Origin of the sequence: Ralstonia sp. A12 (assembly GCF_000801955.1) — a bacterium.
Taxonomy (GTDB): domain Bacteria; phylum Pseudomonadota; class Gammaproteobacteria; order Burkholderiales; family Burkholderiaceae; genus Ralstonia.
In genome coordinates this window covers 46,752-64,199 of the sequence record NZ_JSZO01000020.1, presented here as the reverse complement: position 1 = coordinate 64,199, position 17,448 = coordinate 46,752, and the positions used below count along the sequence as shown (strand labels likewise).

Sequence of the window (17,448 nt, the reverse complement as noted above, 5' to 3'; positions counted from 1 at the left end):
TCGGATTAATTATCGAGCTTGAAGACATACGGCTTGCTTGCCACGACGGGCACGGCATGGCCGTTTTGCTTGTACGGGGTGCACTTGATGGAGCGGGCAGCCTCGGTGGCGGCACGGTCCAGGCGCGGTGAGCCGGAAGACGACGTGACCGCCACATTGGTGACCTCACCCGCAGTGCCGATGGAGAGCTTGACCATGGCGCGGCCTTCCTCACCCATCTTTTGCGACATCGACGGATATGCCGGCTGCGGATCGCTGCACTGGATGTCGTTGATGCCGACGCTGATCGGGCCGCTCGGTGCTGCGGCTGGCGCGGGTGCAGGTTCAGCAGGCGGCGCCGGCGGCGCAGGCGGTGTGGCGGGCGCTACGGGCGCGTTGTCCGACGGCGGCAGGGTGGGCGTCGGCATCGGGGTCGGCTTGGGTTGCGGCACCGGCTTGACGATGTTCACCTGCTTGGGCGCCTCTTGCTTGACCGGCTGCTGCTTGGGCGGCTCCGGCTGCTTGATGGGTTCCGGCGTGGCGGGGATGAGGTTGACCTGCAGTTCAGGCGGCTCCTCCTTGCTCAGTGGCGACTGGATCAGGCCAAGCTGAATCAGCATCAGCACGCCCGCGTGCAGCAACAGCACGACCACCAGAATCTTGAGAGTACGAGGGTGAATCATCAACGACCGGGAATCGAGAGCGGAAAAAAATATGGCGACGCGGCGGTGGAGGGTGGATCAAACAGACTCGGCTTCAGCGTTTGCCGAAGACGATGAGTGAAACTCCGATGCTAATGAGCAGACTCAGGAGCAGTTCCATGGCGCCTAGCGTTGGTGCCGGCGGGGTCGCCGTCGGCATGACAGGTATTTTAGGCCCGCAACATGCAACAGTGTTGCGACAGTCGGGGTGCGACTTTGTTTCAGCCTATTGCAGCAATAGGAAAAAGTATAAACGATAATGATTCCTATTTGCGAAGAATCCCCTGATTCTTTCCACGTCTTTCGTGGGGTGGGCTGCACATCCAGATGACGGATAGCGGAGAACTGTCTGCCCAGGCGCTTTGGCCGTTTGGGTTTCACGGGCTCGCAACTTGCGGACATGGGGGTCGACCCGGGTACGCAGTAAGCGCAAACACGCTAGGATGAAAAGCATTCAAACACGGTGACCGGCCGGCCAACCGTGAACGGGGAAGCGGTGAATAGGGGGCGACCATGGATGATGCCAACCTCAGCCTGGACGACGCCGACGATGGTACGTTCGTCCCCACAGGCGGCAGGCAGCCTCAATCGCTGTTGTCGTCGCTGGACTCCATGTGCGCGCAATTTGCGTTGCGCACCGTCTGTGCGATGGGCCTGCGCTTCAATCTGCGTACCAACATCAACGACATCCTTACCGTCTGCGCGCCCGAGCTGATCTGGCCCGTGACGGTCATCCAGCGCCTGCAGCGTTTTCTGGCTGCGCGATGCGCCGACATGCCGGGCTGGCGCGCCGTCGGCAAGCTGGATCTGCCCACGTTCATGGATCGCCACGGCCAGTGGAGCAGCGCGTTTGATGAAAGCTCGCTGTTCTACTACCTCGACGAGTACGTCAAACACCACGCCAAGGACATGTTCACCGTGTTCGGTGCATCGTGTGATGCGCTGGGCGAGCGGCTCTCCAGCGAGCGCGTGCTGTTGGTCGGCAACATTGACATGCTGGCGCGCGTGCTGGGCCTGCCGCCGCATGAACGCGCGCTGCTGCTGTTTGCATCGCTGGTGAAGTACAAGCGCGACCTGCGCGCCGTGATGGTCGATTGCAAGGTCGCGCACAGCCAGGAGGCGTTCCAGTTGCTGGCGGGTCTGGCGGGTGCGAGCACCGCTGACGTGGCGGCTTCTCTGCGCCCCGGCTCGCGCCTGGAAACGCTGGGCCTGATCGAGCCGCCACTGCCCGAGAACAGCGTCACTGATCTGGGCGACCTGATGCGCATCTCCGATCGCCTGCTGCACGTGTTGCTGGGCGACTACGCGAGCGAGGCGGAGATGATGGCCGTCTTCACGCGCCCTGCGCCGCCGACCACGCTGGCGCAATCCGACTATCCGCATGTCGAGACCGATGCCCGCTACCTGAGTGCCTTGCTGGAGAACGCCTCGCAGACGCGTGCCGTGGGCGTGAACATCCTGCTCTACGGCGCGCCTGGTACCGGCAAGACCGAACTGGCGCGCGTGCTGGCGCGCGATGCCGGTTGCGAACTCTATGAAGTGGATTGCCTCGACAAGGACGGCAACAGCCTCTCCGGCAAGGACCGCTACCGCTCGCTGCAGGTCTCGCAGGCCTTCCTGCGCGGGCGACCCGGTGCCGTGTTGTTGTTTGATGAAGTGGAAGACGTGTTCCCCGGCCCGACGCGTGAGCTGATGAGCCTGTTCGGACATGAAGAACCACGTGGCTCCGTCAACGGCAAGGCGTGGGTCAACCAGACGCTGGAGCAGAACCCGGTGCCGGTGATCTGGGTGTCGAACTCGATCCGGCAGATCGACCCGGCATATCTGCGGCGCTTCCAGTTCCACCTGGAGTTGAAAGTGCCGCCGCCGACAGTGCGCGAGAGCATCATCCGCAAGCACCTGGAAGGGCTGGAGGTGTCGGACGCCTTCATGGCCAAGCTGGCGGCGCGCAAGACGCTCACGCCCGCGCAGATCGACTCGGCCGCACGCTTTGCGCGCCTGACGCAGCCGGCGATGGAGGAGTCTGCGGAATCGTTGATCGTGCGCCAGCTTGATCACGCGGATCAGGCGATGGGCTTGCGTCCGGAAGTGCAGGCGCATCGCGTCGTGACCGAATACAAGCTCGACTATTTGAATCTGGAGACGCGCTTCCCGGTTGAGCGTGTGATTGAAGCGCTGCGCGCGCGCATGCGCGGCACGCTGTGCTTCTTCGGGCCGCCGGGCACAGGCAAGACCGTGTTGGCCGAGTACATCGCCAGCCAGCTCGACATGCCGCTGATGATCCGCCGCGCATCAGATTTGATGAGCAAGTACGTTGGTGAGACGGAGCAGCAGATTGCGGCGATGTTCGCGCGCGCTGAAGAAGAGCGTGCGCTCCTGCTGCTCGACGAGGCCGACAGCTTCATGCAGAGCCGCCAGGGCGCGGTGCGCAATTACGAGGTGTCGGAAGTCAACGAGATGCTGCAGGGCATGGAGCGCTTTGACGGCATCTTCATCTGCACGACCAACCTGTTTGATCGACTCGACGAGGCGGCGCTGCGGCGGTTTGCGTTCAAGATCCGCTTCAAGCCGCTGGTACGGGCGCAGCGCGAGCAGATGTTCATTGCCGAGGCGCTGGGCGGCGATGCGCAATTGCTGAAGCCGATCTGGCGCGAGATTCTGGCCTCGCTCGACATGCTAACGCCGGGGGATTTTGCGGTGGTCAAACAGCAGTCCGTGCTGCTGGGTGAGGCGCTCGACCCCGAGGCGTTCCTCGCGCAGTTGCGGCAGGAACATTCCATCAAGCCGGAGTTGCGCGAGCACCGGTCGATTGGCTTCAGGTCGCCCTGACTGCACCGCGCTGATCAATCAACAATAAAGAGCCGCGCACCCGTCTTCGTATAAGACTGGTGCGCCTCGGCGTCATCGCCGACCTGGTAGCTCATGCCGGGCGTGAGCGTGAACTTGCGACCGTCTTCCAGCGTGGTTTCCAGTTCGCCATCCAGGCAGAACAGGATGTGACCTTTCTTGCACCAGTGGTCGGCCAGGTAGCCGGGCGTGTACTCGACCATGCGCACGCGGATGCGGTTCGGCTCGTCGCCGAAATAGCGCGTGCGCCAGTAGGCCATGCCGCCTTTGCCGCTTTCGTCCATTTGGCCGGTGTGCTCGGTGGGCTCAACGGCAGACCAGTCGGTCGTGCCGAAAGCAAACGGGGTCATCTTCATCGTTGGGGTTCCGGTGGCGAATTCAGCACACGATCGTAGCAGCCAAGCGAGTGCTGCGCGCGACGTATCGCGTGTGCGCTAAAGGGCGCATGTTGGTATGCGCCGACGGCATTGCGCGCCGGTCAATAATCCCAACGAAGTTGCGCGATTCCAATGCCTGTGCGGTATCGCTACTGGCCGTCAGCCAGCGCATGGCTATCTATGCAAAATTTGCATGTTGCTATGCAACATCGACATAACGATCGTCATCTGCTTGTCTAATATCCTCGCTTTTTACAAAGCGTGACGAAATGGGGTCGCCCTGGCCCTGATGAGATCCGCGTCTCCGCGCGCCGCCGACTTTCGGATCGGGCCACGGTATTCCTTGGAGAAAGTCTTGAACACCAAACGTCTGACCTCCCATATCGGCATTGCCATGGTGCTGGGCATTGCCGTCGGCTGGGGCTGCCACGAATACGCCAAGGACGCTGCGGCGGCCAAGGACATCGCGTCGTACTTCAGCATCATCACCGACATCTTCCTGCGCATGATCAAGATGATCATCGCGCCGCTGGTGTTCTCGACCCTGGTGACGGGGCTGGCGAGCATGAGCGGTGGCAATGCGGTTGGCCGCGTCGGTCTGCGCGCGATGATCTGGTTTGTCTGCGCGTCGGCCACGTCGCTGGCGCTGGGCATGCTGCTGGTCAACTTCTTCCAGCCGGGCATGCACATGAACCTGGCGCTGCCTGACGTGTCGGCCACCTCGGGCCTGAAGACCGGTGACTTCACGCTCAAGGCCTTCATCACGCACGTCTTCCCGCGCAGCATCGTTGAGGCGATGGCCAACAACGAAATCCTGCAGATCCTGGTGTTCTCGCTGTTCTTCGGCGCCGCGCTGTCGACCATGAAGAACCCGATGGAGAGCGTGATCGGCCGTGGCCTGGAAGAGCTGACCAAGCTGATGTTCCGCATTACCGATTACGTGATGCGCTTTGCACCGCTGGGCGTGTTCGCTGCCATGGCGGCGGCCATTACGGTGGAAGGCGTGGGCGTGCTGTGGACCTACGGCAAGCTGATCGGCGAGTTCTACCTGGGCCTGGCGCTGCTGTGGGCGATCCTGTTCTTCGTCGGCTACGTGCTGCTGGGGCGCTCGCTGGGCCGACTGCTTGGCCTGATCCGCGAGCCGACCATGCTGGCCTTTGCGACCGCAAGCAGCGAATCGGCCTACCCGAAGACGATGGAAGCGCTGGAGAAGTTTGGCGTGCCCAAGCGCGTGGCCAGCTTCGTGCTGCCGCTGGGTTATTCGTTCAACCTCGACGGCTCGATGATGTACCAGGCGTTTGCGGTGCTGTTTATCGCGCAGGCCTACAACATCGAGATGGGCTTTACGCAGCAACTGACGCTGCTGCTGGTGCTGATGCTCACGAGCAAGGGCATGGCCGGTGTGGCGCGTGCTTCGCTGGTGGTGGTGGCGGCCACGCTGCCGATGTTCCACTTGCCTGAGGCCGGTCTGCTGCTGATCATCGGCATCGACCAGTTCTTCGACATGGGCCGCACGGCCACCAACGTGATCGGCAACAGCCTGGCGACTGCCGTGGTGGCGAAGTATGAGCCGGCGGAAGACGAGGTGAGTGAAGTGGAGTCGGCGGGCGTCGCAGCGCCTGCTCAGCCTTCGGTATAACGCAGTACAACGCTGTCATCTGACGGCGTGAGGTGCTGGGCTCTCGAACAGGCCCAGAGATGCAAAGGGCCCCGGATTGATCGGGGCCTTTTGCGTTTTCTGGCGGGTCAGACGTGTTGCTGGACAGTTTGCGGTGGCCGTGTCCCGCGCGCCTGGTGATAGACGAATCCGGCATCTGTCCCGCCGCCCCGGCGCACCGCGATCTGAATATTGAGATGCGCTATGGCCTCAAGATAGCGCGCGTTGCTCAAGGGGCCTGTGACGACCGGGGCGAATCCCGCGCTTGCGGCAATGCCCGCGACGACAGCGTTGGCCTGCGCATCGTCGCCGGCGATGAATGCCGTCACCGGCTGTCCACCGCGGTTAAGCCGCTCCCGCGTCATGATGTCGGCAAAGACCGTGTTGAACGCCTTCACGAGCCTGGAGGCGGGGAGCAGGTGGCGTAGTGTCTCGGCGGCGGAAGCGAATGCCCCGAGCGGCAGTGGTGACCAGTCGTCCTGCAGCGCATTGGTCGCATCCACGACGATCTTGCCGCTCAGTTGCGCTGCCAGCGGCGGTAGCGTGTCGGCGCACGCTTGGTACAGGATGGCGATCACGACAACGTCACCATGTGCGGCAGCCTCTTCCAACGACGTCACACGATAGTTGGCGCCGGAGCGCGCATGCGTGACATCGCGCAATCCAACCACCACATCGTGACCGGCAGCCGCGAGCAGGTCGGCCAGATTGCCGCCGAAATTTCCACCGCCAAGAAAAGCAATCTTCATGGTTCGCACCCTAGGGTTGATTGGGGAGCCCCATCTTTTCGATAATGGTTTCCATCGTCAATTAGGTACCTAAAAGTAACCATGTCGAGAAAAATCCAACTACCGCCGGATGCGTTTCTGAAAGTGTGTCCTTCCCGTGGTGTGCTGGCGCGTGTCGGACAGAAGTGGACGGTGTTGGCCATGGTCGCGCTGCAGGATGCGCCCATGCGCTTTGGTGATATCCGACGGCGCCTCGAGGGGGTCTCGCAGAAGATGCTGACGCAGACGCTGAGGGCGATGGAGCGTGACGGCCTGATCGAGCGGAATGTCTACGACGAGCGTCCGCTGCGCGTGGAGTACGCGTTGAGCCCGCTAGCGCGCACGCTGCTGCCGTTGGTGGTTGCCCTCAAGGTCTGGGCGGAGGATTCGCTCAAGGTCATCGAGGCCAACAACCGTGCTTTTGACCGTAAGTTTGGTGCGTGAGGAAGCCGATTACTGGGCCACAGCTACAGGAGTCGTGTCACCGATCAATACCTGACGTGCCATCGGCGCCTCGCCCAGCAGTGCGGCCACCATGGCCTGGAGCGGGAGCACGTCGCCGGTGCTCATGAAGCGCGGCGGGGTGGCAAAACCCATGGCTTGGCCCGATGCTTGCAATTGCGCCGCGACCAACGTGCGGCCCAGATGGCGCGCAACGGCGTGGCCGGTATCGATCAGCGTCAACCGATCGCCCGCAATCTCGCGGATGGCGTCTTCCAGAAACGGATAGTGTGTGCAGCCGTGCACCAATGTGTCGGCGCCTGCGTCGAGCATCGGCTGCAGATAGGCTTGCAGCAGCTCCAGCACGGCGGGGGAGTGCGTCTCACCGCGTTCAATCAAGGGCACGAGGCCGTAGCCGGGTTGGCTCAGCACTTTGCAGTCGCCGGAGACGGCGGCCAGCAGGCGCGCGAATTTCTCGCTGCGCAGCGTGCTCTCCGTTGCGAGTACACCGACCACACGGCTCTTTGACGTCGCTACAGCTGGCTTCAAGCCCGGCTCGACACCAATCACCGGCACCGCCAGCTTCTCGCGCAGCACGTGCACGGCCTGCGCCGTGGCGGTGTTGCACGCGATCACCAGCGCCTTGCAGCCTTGGTCGACCAACCACGTGCACACACGCAGCGTGCGATCCGCAATGACTTCGGGAGATTTTTCCCCGTACGGGGCATGGCGGGAATCCGCCAGGTAGAGAAGCGATTCGGCCGGCAGTTCGGCACGAATCGCGCGCAGGACGGAGAGTCCTCCGAGGCCGGAGTCGAACACTCCGACCGGTGCCTGCGCGCGTGTTGTCATATCAGACGTTCAGCGGATCAGCCTGCAGCGACCGGAATCTTGCCGATCTTCGCCTGCCATTCCGCCGGGCCGGTCTTGTGCACCGACGTGCCCGAGCTGTCCACAGCGACGGTGACAGGCATGTCCTTCACGTCGAATTCGTAGATGGCTTCCATACCCAGATCTTCAAACGCCAGCACCTTGGAACCGCGAATGGCCTTCGACACCAGGTACGCCGCACCGCCCACGGCCATCAGGTAAGCCGACTTGTGCTTCTGGATGGATTCGATGGCGACCGGGCCGCGTTCGGCCTTGCCCACCATGGCGATCAGGCCCGTCTGGGCGAGCATCGTCTCGGTGAACTTGTCCATGCGGGTGGCGGTGGTCGGGCCAGCCGGGCCGACGACCTCATCGCGCACCGGGTCGACCGGGCCAACGTAGTAGATCACGCGGTTGGTGAAGTCGATGGGCAGCTTTTCGCCCTTGGCCAGCATGTCGGCGATGCGCTTGTGCGCAGCGTCGCGGCCGGTCAGCATCTTGCCGTTGAGCAGCAGGGTCTGGCCCGGCTTCCACGAGGCGACTTCTTCCGGCGTGAGCGCATTCAGGTCAACGCGCTTCGACGTTTCGGTGTTCGGCGCCCATTCGACCTTCGGCCATTGCGACAGGTCCGGCGCTTCCAGCTTGGCAACGCCGCTGCCGTCCAGCGTGAAGTGCGCGTGGCGAGTGGCCGCGCAGTTCGGGATCATGGCGACCGGCAGGTTGGCCGCGTGGGTCGGGTAGTCCAGGATCTTCACGTCGAGCACGGTGGCCAGGCCGCCCAGGCCCTGCGCGCCAATGCCCAGCGCGTTGACCTTCTCGTACAGCTCGATGCGCAGTTCTTCCGCGCGGTTGCTCGGGCCGCGTGCGATCAGGTCTTGAATGTCGATCGGCTCCATCAGAGCTTCCTTGGCCAGCAGCATGGCCTTTTCAGCCGTGCCGCCAATGCCGATGCCCAGCATGCCCGGCGGGCACCAGCCTGCGCCCATGGTCGGCACAGTCTTGAGCACCCAATCAACGATCGAGTCCGACGGATTCAGCATCACGAACTTCGACTTGGCTTCCGAGCCGCCGCCCTTGGCGGCAACGATCACGTCCACCGTATCGCCCGGCACGATCGACATGTTGATCACCGCCGGGGTGTTGTCCTTCGTGTTGGTGCGCTTGCCGGCCGGGTCGGCCAGCACGCTCGCGCGCAGCTTGTTGTCGACGTCGTTGTACGCGCGGCGCACGCCTTCGTTGACCATGTCTTCCAGGCTCATCGTGGCGCCGTCCCAGCGCACGTTCATGCCCACCTTCAGGAACACGGTGACGATGCCGGTGTCCTGGCAGATCGGGCGCTTGCCTTCTGCGCACATGCGGCTGTTGGTCAGGATCTGCGCGATGGCGTCCTTGGCCGCCGGACTCTGCTCCTGCTCATAGGCGCGGCCCAGAGCAGTGATGTAGTCCATCGGGTGGTAGTAGCTGATGTACTGCAGCGCGTCGGCGACGCTCTGGATGAGGTCTTCTTGACGAATGACGGTCATGGTGGGGGACCAACGTATAGGAATGAAAAGCTGGGTGCGGCAGGGCAGTGATCGGTGATCTGCACTCCCTGCCTGTGACCTGGACGGCGGGCGCCGCAGGCTCAGAACAGCCTGAGATCATACACCCAATGTCGGGGGCGGATTGTCCGAGCGGATTCGTCGGAATCGCCGCCCCGACAAGGCCGCGGTGTCAATGTGCGTCAGCGGCCTCGCCGTGCGGATGCGCATGCGAAACGATGCGGTCCACCCACGCCATCACCAGCGCGGACACCAGAAACGCCACGTGGATCACCACCTGCCACAGGATCGTGTGCGTGTCTTTCTGGGCTGCATCGATGAAGGTCTTGAGCAGGTGGATCGACGAGATGCTGATCAGCGCCATCGACAGCTTCACCTTCAGCACGCCAGCGTTGACGTGGTCCAGCCATTCGGGCTCATCTTCATGGCCCTCGATGCCGAGCTTGGACACGAAGATGTCGTACCCGCCGATGATCACCATGATGAGCAGGTTGGAGATCATCACCACGTCGATCAGGCCCAGTACGGCCAGCATGATCTTGGTCTCATCCAGCTCCGTCATGTGCGAGACCAGGTGCCAGACCTCGATGATGAACAGGTACACGTAGGCCGCCTGGGCGACGATCAACCCCAGATACAGCGGCAATTGCAGCCAGCGGGAAAAGAAGATCAGGCGGGGAATCGGGCGCAGCGGGGCGATGGACGACTTCATGTGGCGGGAACGTGGCGGGTGGACGAAAAACCGCGTGATTGTAACGTTCCGTGATGTCGGGGCGACTTAGGGCGGCTTAGCATCGGCCTACCTTTGCCGCCCGGTGCGTGCAGCTATTTGACCCGGCGCAGATGCTTGGCCCGCTTGGGTTTGGCCGCCGCGTACTGGTTGCCTGATCCAAACGGCCAGCGCAGCAGGCGCCACGCGCGCTCGCCATCCAATCCCGGTGCGGGAATCAGGTTGATGACCGCGACCAGCAGGCTGACGTAGCCGAGATACAGCACCACCTCGCCGATGATCGGCCAGCGTGCGGCAGGGGTGATGTTGGCAAGCAGGATCAACGGCAGCGCCACCGCAAGCTGCGCCAGCGCGCCGCCCCAGGCAATCACGTAGATGTCGCGTTCGCGTGCCGGCTCTTCGTGCACGCACAGGCCGTGAAAGAGGGCGAGGTAGATCGCCTCGGTGCGGGCGCCGGCACGCCGCGCAAAGTAGGCGTGTCCGGTCTCGTGCAACAGGATGATGCCGAAGTACGAGCACAGCGCAGCCAGTGCCGTGAAGGGGGCTTTGATGGAATACGCCAACAGGACGGCCGAGACAGCCAGGACGGTCCAGTGGACATAGACGGGCGCGCCGAAGACACGCAGGCTGCCGAGGCGGAAATAGCGGTTCATGAGGTGGCGATCTATCGCGCGGTTGAGGGTGTGGTTGTTATTCGCGATCCAGCGACGGATCGAGCGGGTCCAGCGGATCGACCACCCGCCCACGCTTTCGCCCACTCTGCACCGGCAAGCGGGGCCGTGCCGGCCAGCTTGCCACCAGGATGCCCGCCACCACGCAGGCCAGCGCCACGGCGTGCGGCCAGCCCGGCGTTTCGCCCAGCGCGATGATGCCGTAGGTGGCCGCCGCAATCGGCAGCACCGAGGTGAACACACCTGCCAGATGCGCCGGCACATGCCGGATGCCCTTCATCCACAGCCAGAACGAGAAGATGCTGGCCGATAGCGCATACCAGACCACCAGGCCCCAGATGGAAGGCGGCACGTTCGATGCATCGAACGTGAGCAGCGGCACGAGACCCAGCGGCAGCATCAGCAACCCGCCGATCAGATGTGTGTATGCGCAGATCTCGATGGCGGGCAACGTTTGCGTCAGCCGCCGCGACAGGATCACGTAGATCGACTCGCACAGCACCGCGCCCATCACCAGCGCATTGCCCAGCAGCGCTTGCGAGGCATCCGCTGGCGACGCGCCGGAGGATTCGCCGCCACGGTAGGCGTTGAGAATGGCCACGCCCGCCACTGCCAGCACGACCGACACGAGCGTGCGCCCTGACGGCTTCTCGCGCAGTACCAGCCACGAGAGCAATGCCACTGCAGCTGGAATCGTGCTGGTGATGATGCCGGCAGCCAGCGCTGAAGTGAGTTTCACACCATTGAGCATCAGCAGCGTGAAACCGAACGTGCCGAAGAACGCCTGCAGGAAGAGGTTGGTCCATTCACCGCGCGTCACCCGCCGCATGCGCGACGGCTTGTACCACGGCGCCATGCACACGATGGCGATCAAAAAGCGCAGCAGCGCAAACAACATCACCGGCATGACGGCGACGATCGATTTGCCGAAGCCGACGTTGCTGCCGACCAGTGCCATGGCAGCGATCAGGAAAAAGGCGTGAATGGGCACGATGATGAATTGGATGGAAAACGGCGCGGGATGGGGCTTTCAGGCCGGTCATGTTGCATTGCGATGCGTGCCGCAGTGCAGGGTGACGCATTATAGTAGTGCCCTTCGCGTCAAATTGCGGCGTCAGAATACGTAAGGCTGGAGTCAGGTCAGCCCCTTAGATTCGCCGCAAAACGATCACAGACATCGCACTCAGGAGACATCATGACTGGCATTGAATCTGTTCTGCAGGAAACGCGCGTGTTCGATCCGCCCGAGTCCTTCGTCAAACAGGCAAACATCGCCGGCATGGACGCCTACCGCACGCTGTGCGCCGAGGCCGAGCACGACTACGAAGGCTTCTGGGCGCGCCTCGCGCACGAGCACCTGCTCTGGCACAAGCCCTTCACCAAGGTGCTGGATGAATCCAACGCACCGTTCTACAAGTGGTTTGAAGACGGCGAGATCAACGCCTCGTACAACTGCCTGGAGCGCAACCTTGAGAACGGCAACGCCGACAAGGTCGCCATCATCTTCGAAGCCGACGACGGCAAGGTCACCCGCGTCACCTACCGTGAGCTGCACGCACGCGTCTGCCGCTTCGCCAATGGTCTGAAGGCACTGGGCATCAAGAAGGGCGACCGCGTGGTCATCTACATGCCGATGTCGGTGGAAGGCATCGTCGCCATGCAGGCCTGCGCGCGTATCGGGGCCACGCACTCGGTCGTGTTTGGCGGGTTCTCGGCCAAATCGCTGCAGGAACGCATTGTCGACGTGGGCGCCGTGGCACTCATCACCGCTGACGAGCAGATGCGCGGCGGCAAGGCATTGCCGCTCAAGGCCATCGCCGATGAAGCGCTGGCCATGGAAGGCACCGATGCCGTCAAGCACGTGATCGTCTATCGCCGCACCAACGGCAACGTGAACTGGGTGGAAGGCCGTGACCGCGCCATGGACGAGGTCGAAGCCGGCCAGCCGGACACCTGCGAAGTCACCCCGGTGGGGGCAGAGCACCCGCTGTTCATCCTCTACACCTCGGGTTCGACCGGCAAGCCGAAGGGCGTGCAGCACAGCACGGGCGGCTATTTGCTGTGGGCGCTGCTGACCATGCAGTGGACCTTCGACCTCAAGCCCGACGACGTCTTCTGGTGCACGGCCGACATCGGCTGGGTGACCGGCCACACGTATATCGCCTACGGGCCGCTGGCTGCTGGTGCCACGCAAGTCGTGTTTGAAGGTGTGCCGACTTACCCGAACGCCGGCCGCTTCTGGGACATGATCGCCCGCCACAAGGTCAACACGTTCTACACCGCACCGACGGCCATCCGCTCGCTCATCAAGGCGGCCGAAGCGGACGAGAAGGTCCACCCGAAGCAATACGACCTGTCGAGCCTGCGCCTGCTGGGCACCGTGGGTGAGCCGATCAACCCGGAAGCCTGGATGTGGTACCACACGAACATCGGTGGCGGTCGCTGCCCGGTGGTCGACACCTTCTGGCAGACCGAAACCGGTGGCCACATGATGACCCCGCTGCCGGGCGCTACGCCGCTGGTGCCGGGCTCGTGCACGCTGCCGCTGCCGGGCATCATGGCCGCCATCGTCGATGAAACCGGGCAGGATCTGCCGAACGGGCAGGGCGGCATCTTGGTCGTCAAGCGTCCGTGGCCGTCGATGATCCGCAACATCTGGGGTGACCCGGAGCGCTTCAAGAAGAGCTACTTCCCGGAAGAGCTTGGCGGCAAGCTGTACCTGGCGGGCGATGGTTCCATCCGCGACAAGGACACGGGTTACTTCACGATCATGGGCCGCATTGACGACGTGCTGAACGTCTCGGGCCACCGCATGGGCACGATGGAAATCGAATCGGCACTGGTGGCGAACCCGCTGGTGGCCGAAGCCGCCGTGGTGGGCCGCCCCGATGACATGACCGGCGAGGCCATCTGTGCCTTCGTCGTGCTCAAGCGCTCGCGTCCGGATGGTGACGAGGCCAAGCAGATTGCCGCTGACCTGCGCAACTGGGTGGGCAAGGAGATCGGGCCGATCGCCAAGCCGAAGGACATCCGCTTTGGCGACAACCTGCCCAAGACGCGCTCCGGCAAGATCATGCGCCGCCTGCTGCGCTCGCTGGCCAAGGGTGAGGACATCACGCAGGACACGTCCACGCTGGAGAACCCGGCCATCCTCGACCAGTTGAAGGAAACGCGCTAACCGCCAGCGCTGGTCGCCAATCTTGGCCGCCGATCCCCAACAAGACAGCCGCTTTCGCAAGCGGCTGTTTCTGTATTACGGGCTCTACACCGTAGGGCTGCTGCTGTTCATCGTCATGATGGGCGCGATTGAGCACGTGCGCGGGCCGGGCGTGTGGCTCGGTTATGTGTTCCTGTTCGTCACCATCGCCATCTACGCGTGTATTGGGCTGATCTGCCGCACGGCAGACTTGACCGAGTACTACGTGGCCGGGCGCCGCGTGCCGGCGTTCTTCAACGGCATGGCCACCGCGGCCGACTGGATGAGCGCCGCCTCGTTCATCGGGCTGGCAGGCATCGTGTTCGCCTCGGGTTATGAAGGACTGGCCTATGTGATGGGCTGGACCGGCGGCTATTGCCTCGTCGCCTTCCTGCTGGCGCCGTACCTGCGCAAATTTGGTGGCTACACGGTGCCGGACTTTCTTGCCACACGGTATGGCAACGGCGAGCGTGGTGGCAGTTCGGTGGTGCGCGGCATTGCTGTGCTGGGCGCAACGCTGTGTTCCTTCGTCTACCTCGTGGCGCAGATCCAGGGCGTGGGGCTGGTGGTTACGCGCTTCATCGGCGTGGAGTTTTCGGTGGGGGTGTTCTTCGGGCTGGCGGGCATTCTGGTGTGCTCGTTCCTGGGGGGCATGCGTGCCGTGACTTGGACGCAGGTGGCGCAGTACATCATCATGATCGTGTCGTTCCTGGGGGTGGTGGGGCTGATCGGCTGGCACCGGTACCACGATCCGGTGCCGCAGCTTTCGACCGGCCATCTGCTACAGCAGATCGAGAAGGAGGAGCAGCGCATTGCCCATGATCCGGCCGAGCAGCGCGTGCGTGACCATTTCCTGGCCGAAGCGCAGGCGCTGCAGGAGCGCATTGCCCGGCTGCCGCAATCGTTCGATGAATCGCGCGAGGCACTGAACACGCAACTGAAGCTGGCACGCGAGCGCAATGCGCCGCTGCGTGAGATCAAGACGCTGGAGCGTGCGCGCGAGGAGTTTCCCGCGGATGCTGCAACTGCGTCGATCCTGTGGAACCAGGAGCGCGAAGACGCCTTGGAGCGCAGCCGTGTGGCGCCGCCGTCCGCCGAGCCGTTTCCATCCAAATCTGACGCCGAACGTGGCACGGAGCGGTTGAACTTCGTGTTGCTGGTGTTCTGCCTGATGGTGGGTACGGCCAGCCTGCCGCACATCCTCACACGCTTTCACACCACGCCATCGGTGCGCGAAACACGCAACTCGGTGAGCTGGACATTGTTTTTCGTGGCGCTGCTGTATGTATCGGCGCCGGCGCTGGCGGCGCTGGTCAAGCTCGACCTGCTGCAGCATCTGGTGGGTGCGCCGTTTGCCGATCTGCCGCAATGGATCGTGCCGTGGCGCAAGGTCGATCCGGCTGTGCTGACGTTGCGCGATATCAATGGCGACGGCATCGTCCAGTGGGCCGAGGTGATGATCCAGCCGGACATGGTCGTGCTGGCGGCGCCCGAGATCGCGGGGTTGCCGTATGTGTTGTCCGGGTTGATTGCGGCCGGCGCGCTGGCCGCAGCGCTGTCCACCGCCGACGGCCTGTTGCTGACGATCGCCAATGCGCTGTCGCACGATGTGTATTTCCACATGATCGACAACACGGCCAGCCACCAGCGGCGCGTGACCAGCGCCAAGGTGGTGCTGCTGGGGGTGGCCTTGCTGGCGGCGTATGTGACCTCGCTCAAGCCGGGCAACATCCTCTTCCTGGTGGGCGCGGCATTTTCGCTGGCGGCGTCGTGCTTCTTTCCCGTGTTGGTGCTGGCCGTGTTCTGGAAACGCACGAACCGTGCGGGCGCGATTGCCGGCATGCTCACCGGGCTAGCGGTCAGCGTCTACTACATCTTCGTCAACTATCCGTTTTTCACGCGCATGACAGGCATCCTGGGGCAGCCGTGGTTTGGCGTGGACCCGATTGCCTCGGGCGCGTTTGGCGTGCCGGCCGGGTTTGCGGCAGCCATTGTCGTCAGCTTGCTGACTAAGCCGAACCGGCCGGTGGTCGACAAGCTGGTCGGCTACATTCGCGATCCGCTGTAACAGAAAAACGCCGGCTCCCGACGAGCCGGCCAAGGGGTGCGGCCGGTGCATCAAGCGCAGGCCCAGGGCTGACCACTCACGGTAGCCCATCACAGCATTCGGCCAGGCGAACACGTGCGACATGGCCACGGCTAAGTTGCAGGCGACTTCGCCACAGCCTTTTTCCTATGACGCGGTTTCCGGTGCGCGGGTGGGCGACAGCGCGTGTTCGGTCCATTGCGCCAGCGCGGGTTGAAGCCCACCGGCCAATGTGGCGAGCTGCAGGCCGTGTTCGCGGCCGTGGGCCTGGTTGTCTGTGGCCAGCCGTATGAGCGCCAACGTGATGTCGGTGGCGTCGTGCGCTTGATTCAGATCCTGCAGGCGTGGGTCCAGCGCTGCAGCGCATCGCGCTGGACGGCCTGTAGTTGAGAGAGCAGGTTGGTGAGCGCGGGCGGTCTTCCTTTCGTGGATTGGGGCGGTCTTACGGGCGGGTCTGGCCCAAGTGCCGGATCATCTGCATCACGGCCGCCATTTGCGGTGCCTGGCGTGTGTAGAAGTCGGGGCGGTCTGGGTCGGCACTCGTGTAGCCCCAGAAATCCCAGCAGCCGAGCGGATTGGCCGAAGACTTGGCCACCTGCGGATACAGGACGATCAGGCGGTTGGTATCAGCGATCTCGTTGTAGCCGACGCCGCGCACGAGCCGATCGCCGATGGTCTGGACGCTTTGCGTGCAGCCGTGAAAGACCACGTGAACGGCGCAGCCGCCAGCTTCGCAGTCAGCCGGTACGTAGACGAAACCAGTCTGCAGCAGCGACGCGCGGTGCGTGGTATCAAACGGCGTCTGGTCGAACGCAAGTAGCTTGCCTCGCGCGACTTGTGCGGGTGCTTTGACAGGGGTGCCCGCCGTGCCGTAGATCCAGCGCACGATGTCGTGCGACTGCCGGAAGCCGCAATTGTTGATGTAGGGGTTGCGGTTGGAGCTGCAGGCGGCGTCCGACGGCTGGTTGGTGATAAAGGCGTGGCCAGCGTCCGGAATCCGGTTGTAGTAGACCTGTCGGTTGGGCACGCCGGCGAGCTCGTAGAAGCGGGCGGTCTGGTTGACCACGCGTGTTGACACCACGCTGTCCTTGCCGCCGCTGAACACATAGATGCGCTGCGTGCGTAGGTTGGCCGGATCGTCGATCAGCCCTTTCTTGGCGAAGGCCTGTGCATCGCGCCAGGCATCTTCTGCGGACGGTGCCGGGCCCACAGGCTGCATGCACAGTGTGGCCGCGGCGGTAAAGGGCGGCACGAGTTTCGACAGCCCTGCGCAGTGATACGGCCCACCTGCGATGATGCCCGCGCCAATCAGCTCGCTGGAATACGCCACGTCAAACTGCGCCGTCATGAATCCACCCGATGACAGACCTGACACCGACACGCGTTTGAGGTCGGCGTTGTAGGCACCCAGAGGTGCGTCGTCGGCGCTTGACGCCCGGCACAGTGTGGTGGCGGTCAGTGCGATGCCTGCAATCACATAGGCCAATGCCCTGGCACGGAGGCGGGTTGACGGGGTCTTCTTCGGGCGGGGCAGGTGTTTTGCCGTGTGCTGCATCCTGGGCTCCTGGTTGTTGGATGGACGGAC

General features: G+C 63.4%; 15 protein-coding genes. 5 read left to right on the top strand and 10 right to left on the bottom strand.

Features of this window, described 5'->3' with window-relative positions; translation table 11 throughout:
* Positions 1–5: 5 nt before the first annotated feature.
* Positions 6–662 (bottom strand): energy transducer TonB, encoded by a 657-nt coding sequence (locus tag PI87_RS20995; RefSeq protein ID WP_039599665.1) that lies wholly within the window; start codon positions 660–662, stop codon positions 6–8.
* 531 nt (positions 663–1,193) lie between these two features.
* Between PI87_RS20995 and PI87_RS20990 the strand changes: the two genes are divergently transcribed.
* Entirely contained in the window at positions 1,194–3,509 is a 2,316-nt protein-coding gene (locus tag PI87_RS20990) for an AAA family ATPase (protein ID WP_039599664.1), read from the top strand.
* A gap of 14 nt (positions 3,510–3,523) precedes the next feature.
* On the opposite strand, the gene PI87_RS20985 is transcribed toward PI87_RS20990, so the two are convergent.
* A complete protein-coding gene (locus PI87_RS20985; RefSeq protein ID WP_039599663.1) occupies positions 3,524–3,883 on the bottom strand; it encodes a DHCW motif cupin fold protein in 360 nt (119 codons plus the stop codon).
* A 376-nt stretch (positions 3,884–4,259) separates the two neighbouring features.
* Here PI87_RS20985 and PI87_RS20980 point away from each other — a divergent pair, with 376 nt between their 5' ends.
* Positions 4,260–5,543: a dicarboxylate/amino acid:cation symporter gene (locus PI87_RS20980; RefSeq protein WP_039599662.1), complete on the top strand. Its 1,284-nt coding sequence runs from the start codon at positions 4,260–4,262 to the stop codon at positions 5,541–5,543.
* Between the two features lie 107 nt (positions 5,544–5,650).
* On the opposite strand, the gene PI87_RS20975 is transcribed toward PI87_RS20980, so the two are convergent.
* Positions 5,651–6,310, bottom strand: a complete 660-nt coding sequence (locus PI87_RS20975; protein WP_052321661.1) for an NADPH-dependent F420 reductase — start codon at positions 6,308–6,310, stop codon at positions 5,651–5,653.
* Between the two features lie 81 nt (positions 6,311–6,391).
* Here PI87_RS20975 and PI87_RS20970 point away from each other — a divergent pair, with 81 nt between their 5' ends.
* Complete coding sequence (locus PI87_RS20970) at positions 6,392–6,772, top strand: winged helix-turn-helix transcriptional regulator (RefSeq protein ID WP_039599661.1); 381 nt, start codon at positions 6,392–6,394, stop codon at positions 6,770–6,772.
* A gap of 9 nt (positions 6,773–6,781) precedes the next feature.
* On the opposite strand, the gene murI is transcribed toward PI87_RS20970, so the two are convergent.
* From murI to PI87_RS20945, 5 genes are all read right to left on the bottom strand, one after another.
* On the bottom strand, positions 6,782–7,621 hold the full coding sequence (gene murI, locus PI87_RS20965) for a glutamate racemase (RefSeq protein WP_039599660.1): 840 nt from the start codon (positions 7,619–7,621) through the stop codon (positions 6,782–6,784).
* 17 nt (positions 7,622–7,638) lie between these two features.
* Positions 7,639–9,162, bottom strand: coding sequence for a fumarate hydratase (locus tag PI87_RS20960; RefSeq protein WP_039599659.1), 1,524 nt, complete (start codon positions 9,160–9,162; stop codon positions 7,639–7,641).
* A gap of 190 nt (positions 9,163–9,352) precedes the next feature.
* A complete protein-coding gene (locus PI87_RS20955; protein ID WP_039599658.1) occupies positions 9,353–9,892 on the bottom strand; it encodes a TIGR00645 family protein in 540 nt (179 codons plus the stop codon).
* A gap of 113 nt (positions 9,893–10,005) precedes the next feature.
* Positions 10,006–10,563: a hypothetical protein gene (locus PI87_RS20950; protein ID WP_039599657.1), complete on the bottom strand. Its 558-nt coding sequence runs from the start codon at positions 10,561–10,563 to the stop codon at positions 10,006–10,008.
* A 37-nt stretch (positions 10,564–10,600) separates the two neighbouring features.
* Positions 10,601–11,572: a DMT family transporter gene (locus PI87_RS20945; RefSeq protein ID WP_084210046.1), complete on the bottom strand. Its 972-nt coding sequence runs from the start codon at positions 11,570–11,572 to the stop codon at positions 10,601–10,603.
* A gap of 204 nt (positions 11,573–11,776) precedes the next feature.
* Between PI87_RS20945 and acs the strand changes: the two genes are divergently transcribed.
* Together acs and PI87_RS20935 are read left to right on the top strand one after the other, a co-directional pair.
* Positions 11,777–13,759, top strand: a complete 1,983-nt coding sequence (gene acs, locus PI87_RS20940; RefSeq protein ID WP_039599656.1) for an acetate--CoA ligase — start codon at positions 11,777–11,779, stop codon at positions 13,757–13,759.
* A gap of 22 nt (positions 13,760–13,781) precedes the next feature.
* Positions 13,782–15,845 carry a sodium:solute symporter family protein gene (locus PI87_RS20935; RefSeq protein ID WP_084210045.1) on the top strand — a complete coding sequence of 688 codons (2,064 nt, stop codon included), beginning with the start codon at positions 13,782–13,784 and terminating at the stop codon, positions 15,843–15,845.
* Positions 15,846–16,010: 165 nt separating this feature from the next.
* Here PI87_RS20935 and PI87_RS29155 read toward each other — a convergent pair whose 3' ends face one another.
* Both PI87_RS29155 and PI87_RS20925 read right to left on the bottom strand, forming a co-directional pair.
* A complete protein-coding gene (locus PI87_RS29155) occupies positions 16,011–16,163 on the bottom strand; it encodes a hypothetical protein (RefSeq protein ID WP_157003190.1) in 153 nt (50 codons plus the stop codon).
* 142 nt (positions 16,164–16,305) lie between these two features.
* Positions 16,306–17,418, bottom strand: a complete 1,113-nt coding sequence (locus PI87_RS20925) for an extracellular catalytic domain type 2 short-chain-length polyhydroxyalkanoate depolymerase (protein ID WP_084210044.1) — start codon at positions 17,416–17,418, stop codon at positions 16,306–16,308.
* Positions 17,419–17,448: the final 30 nt, after the last annotated feature.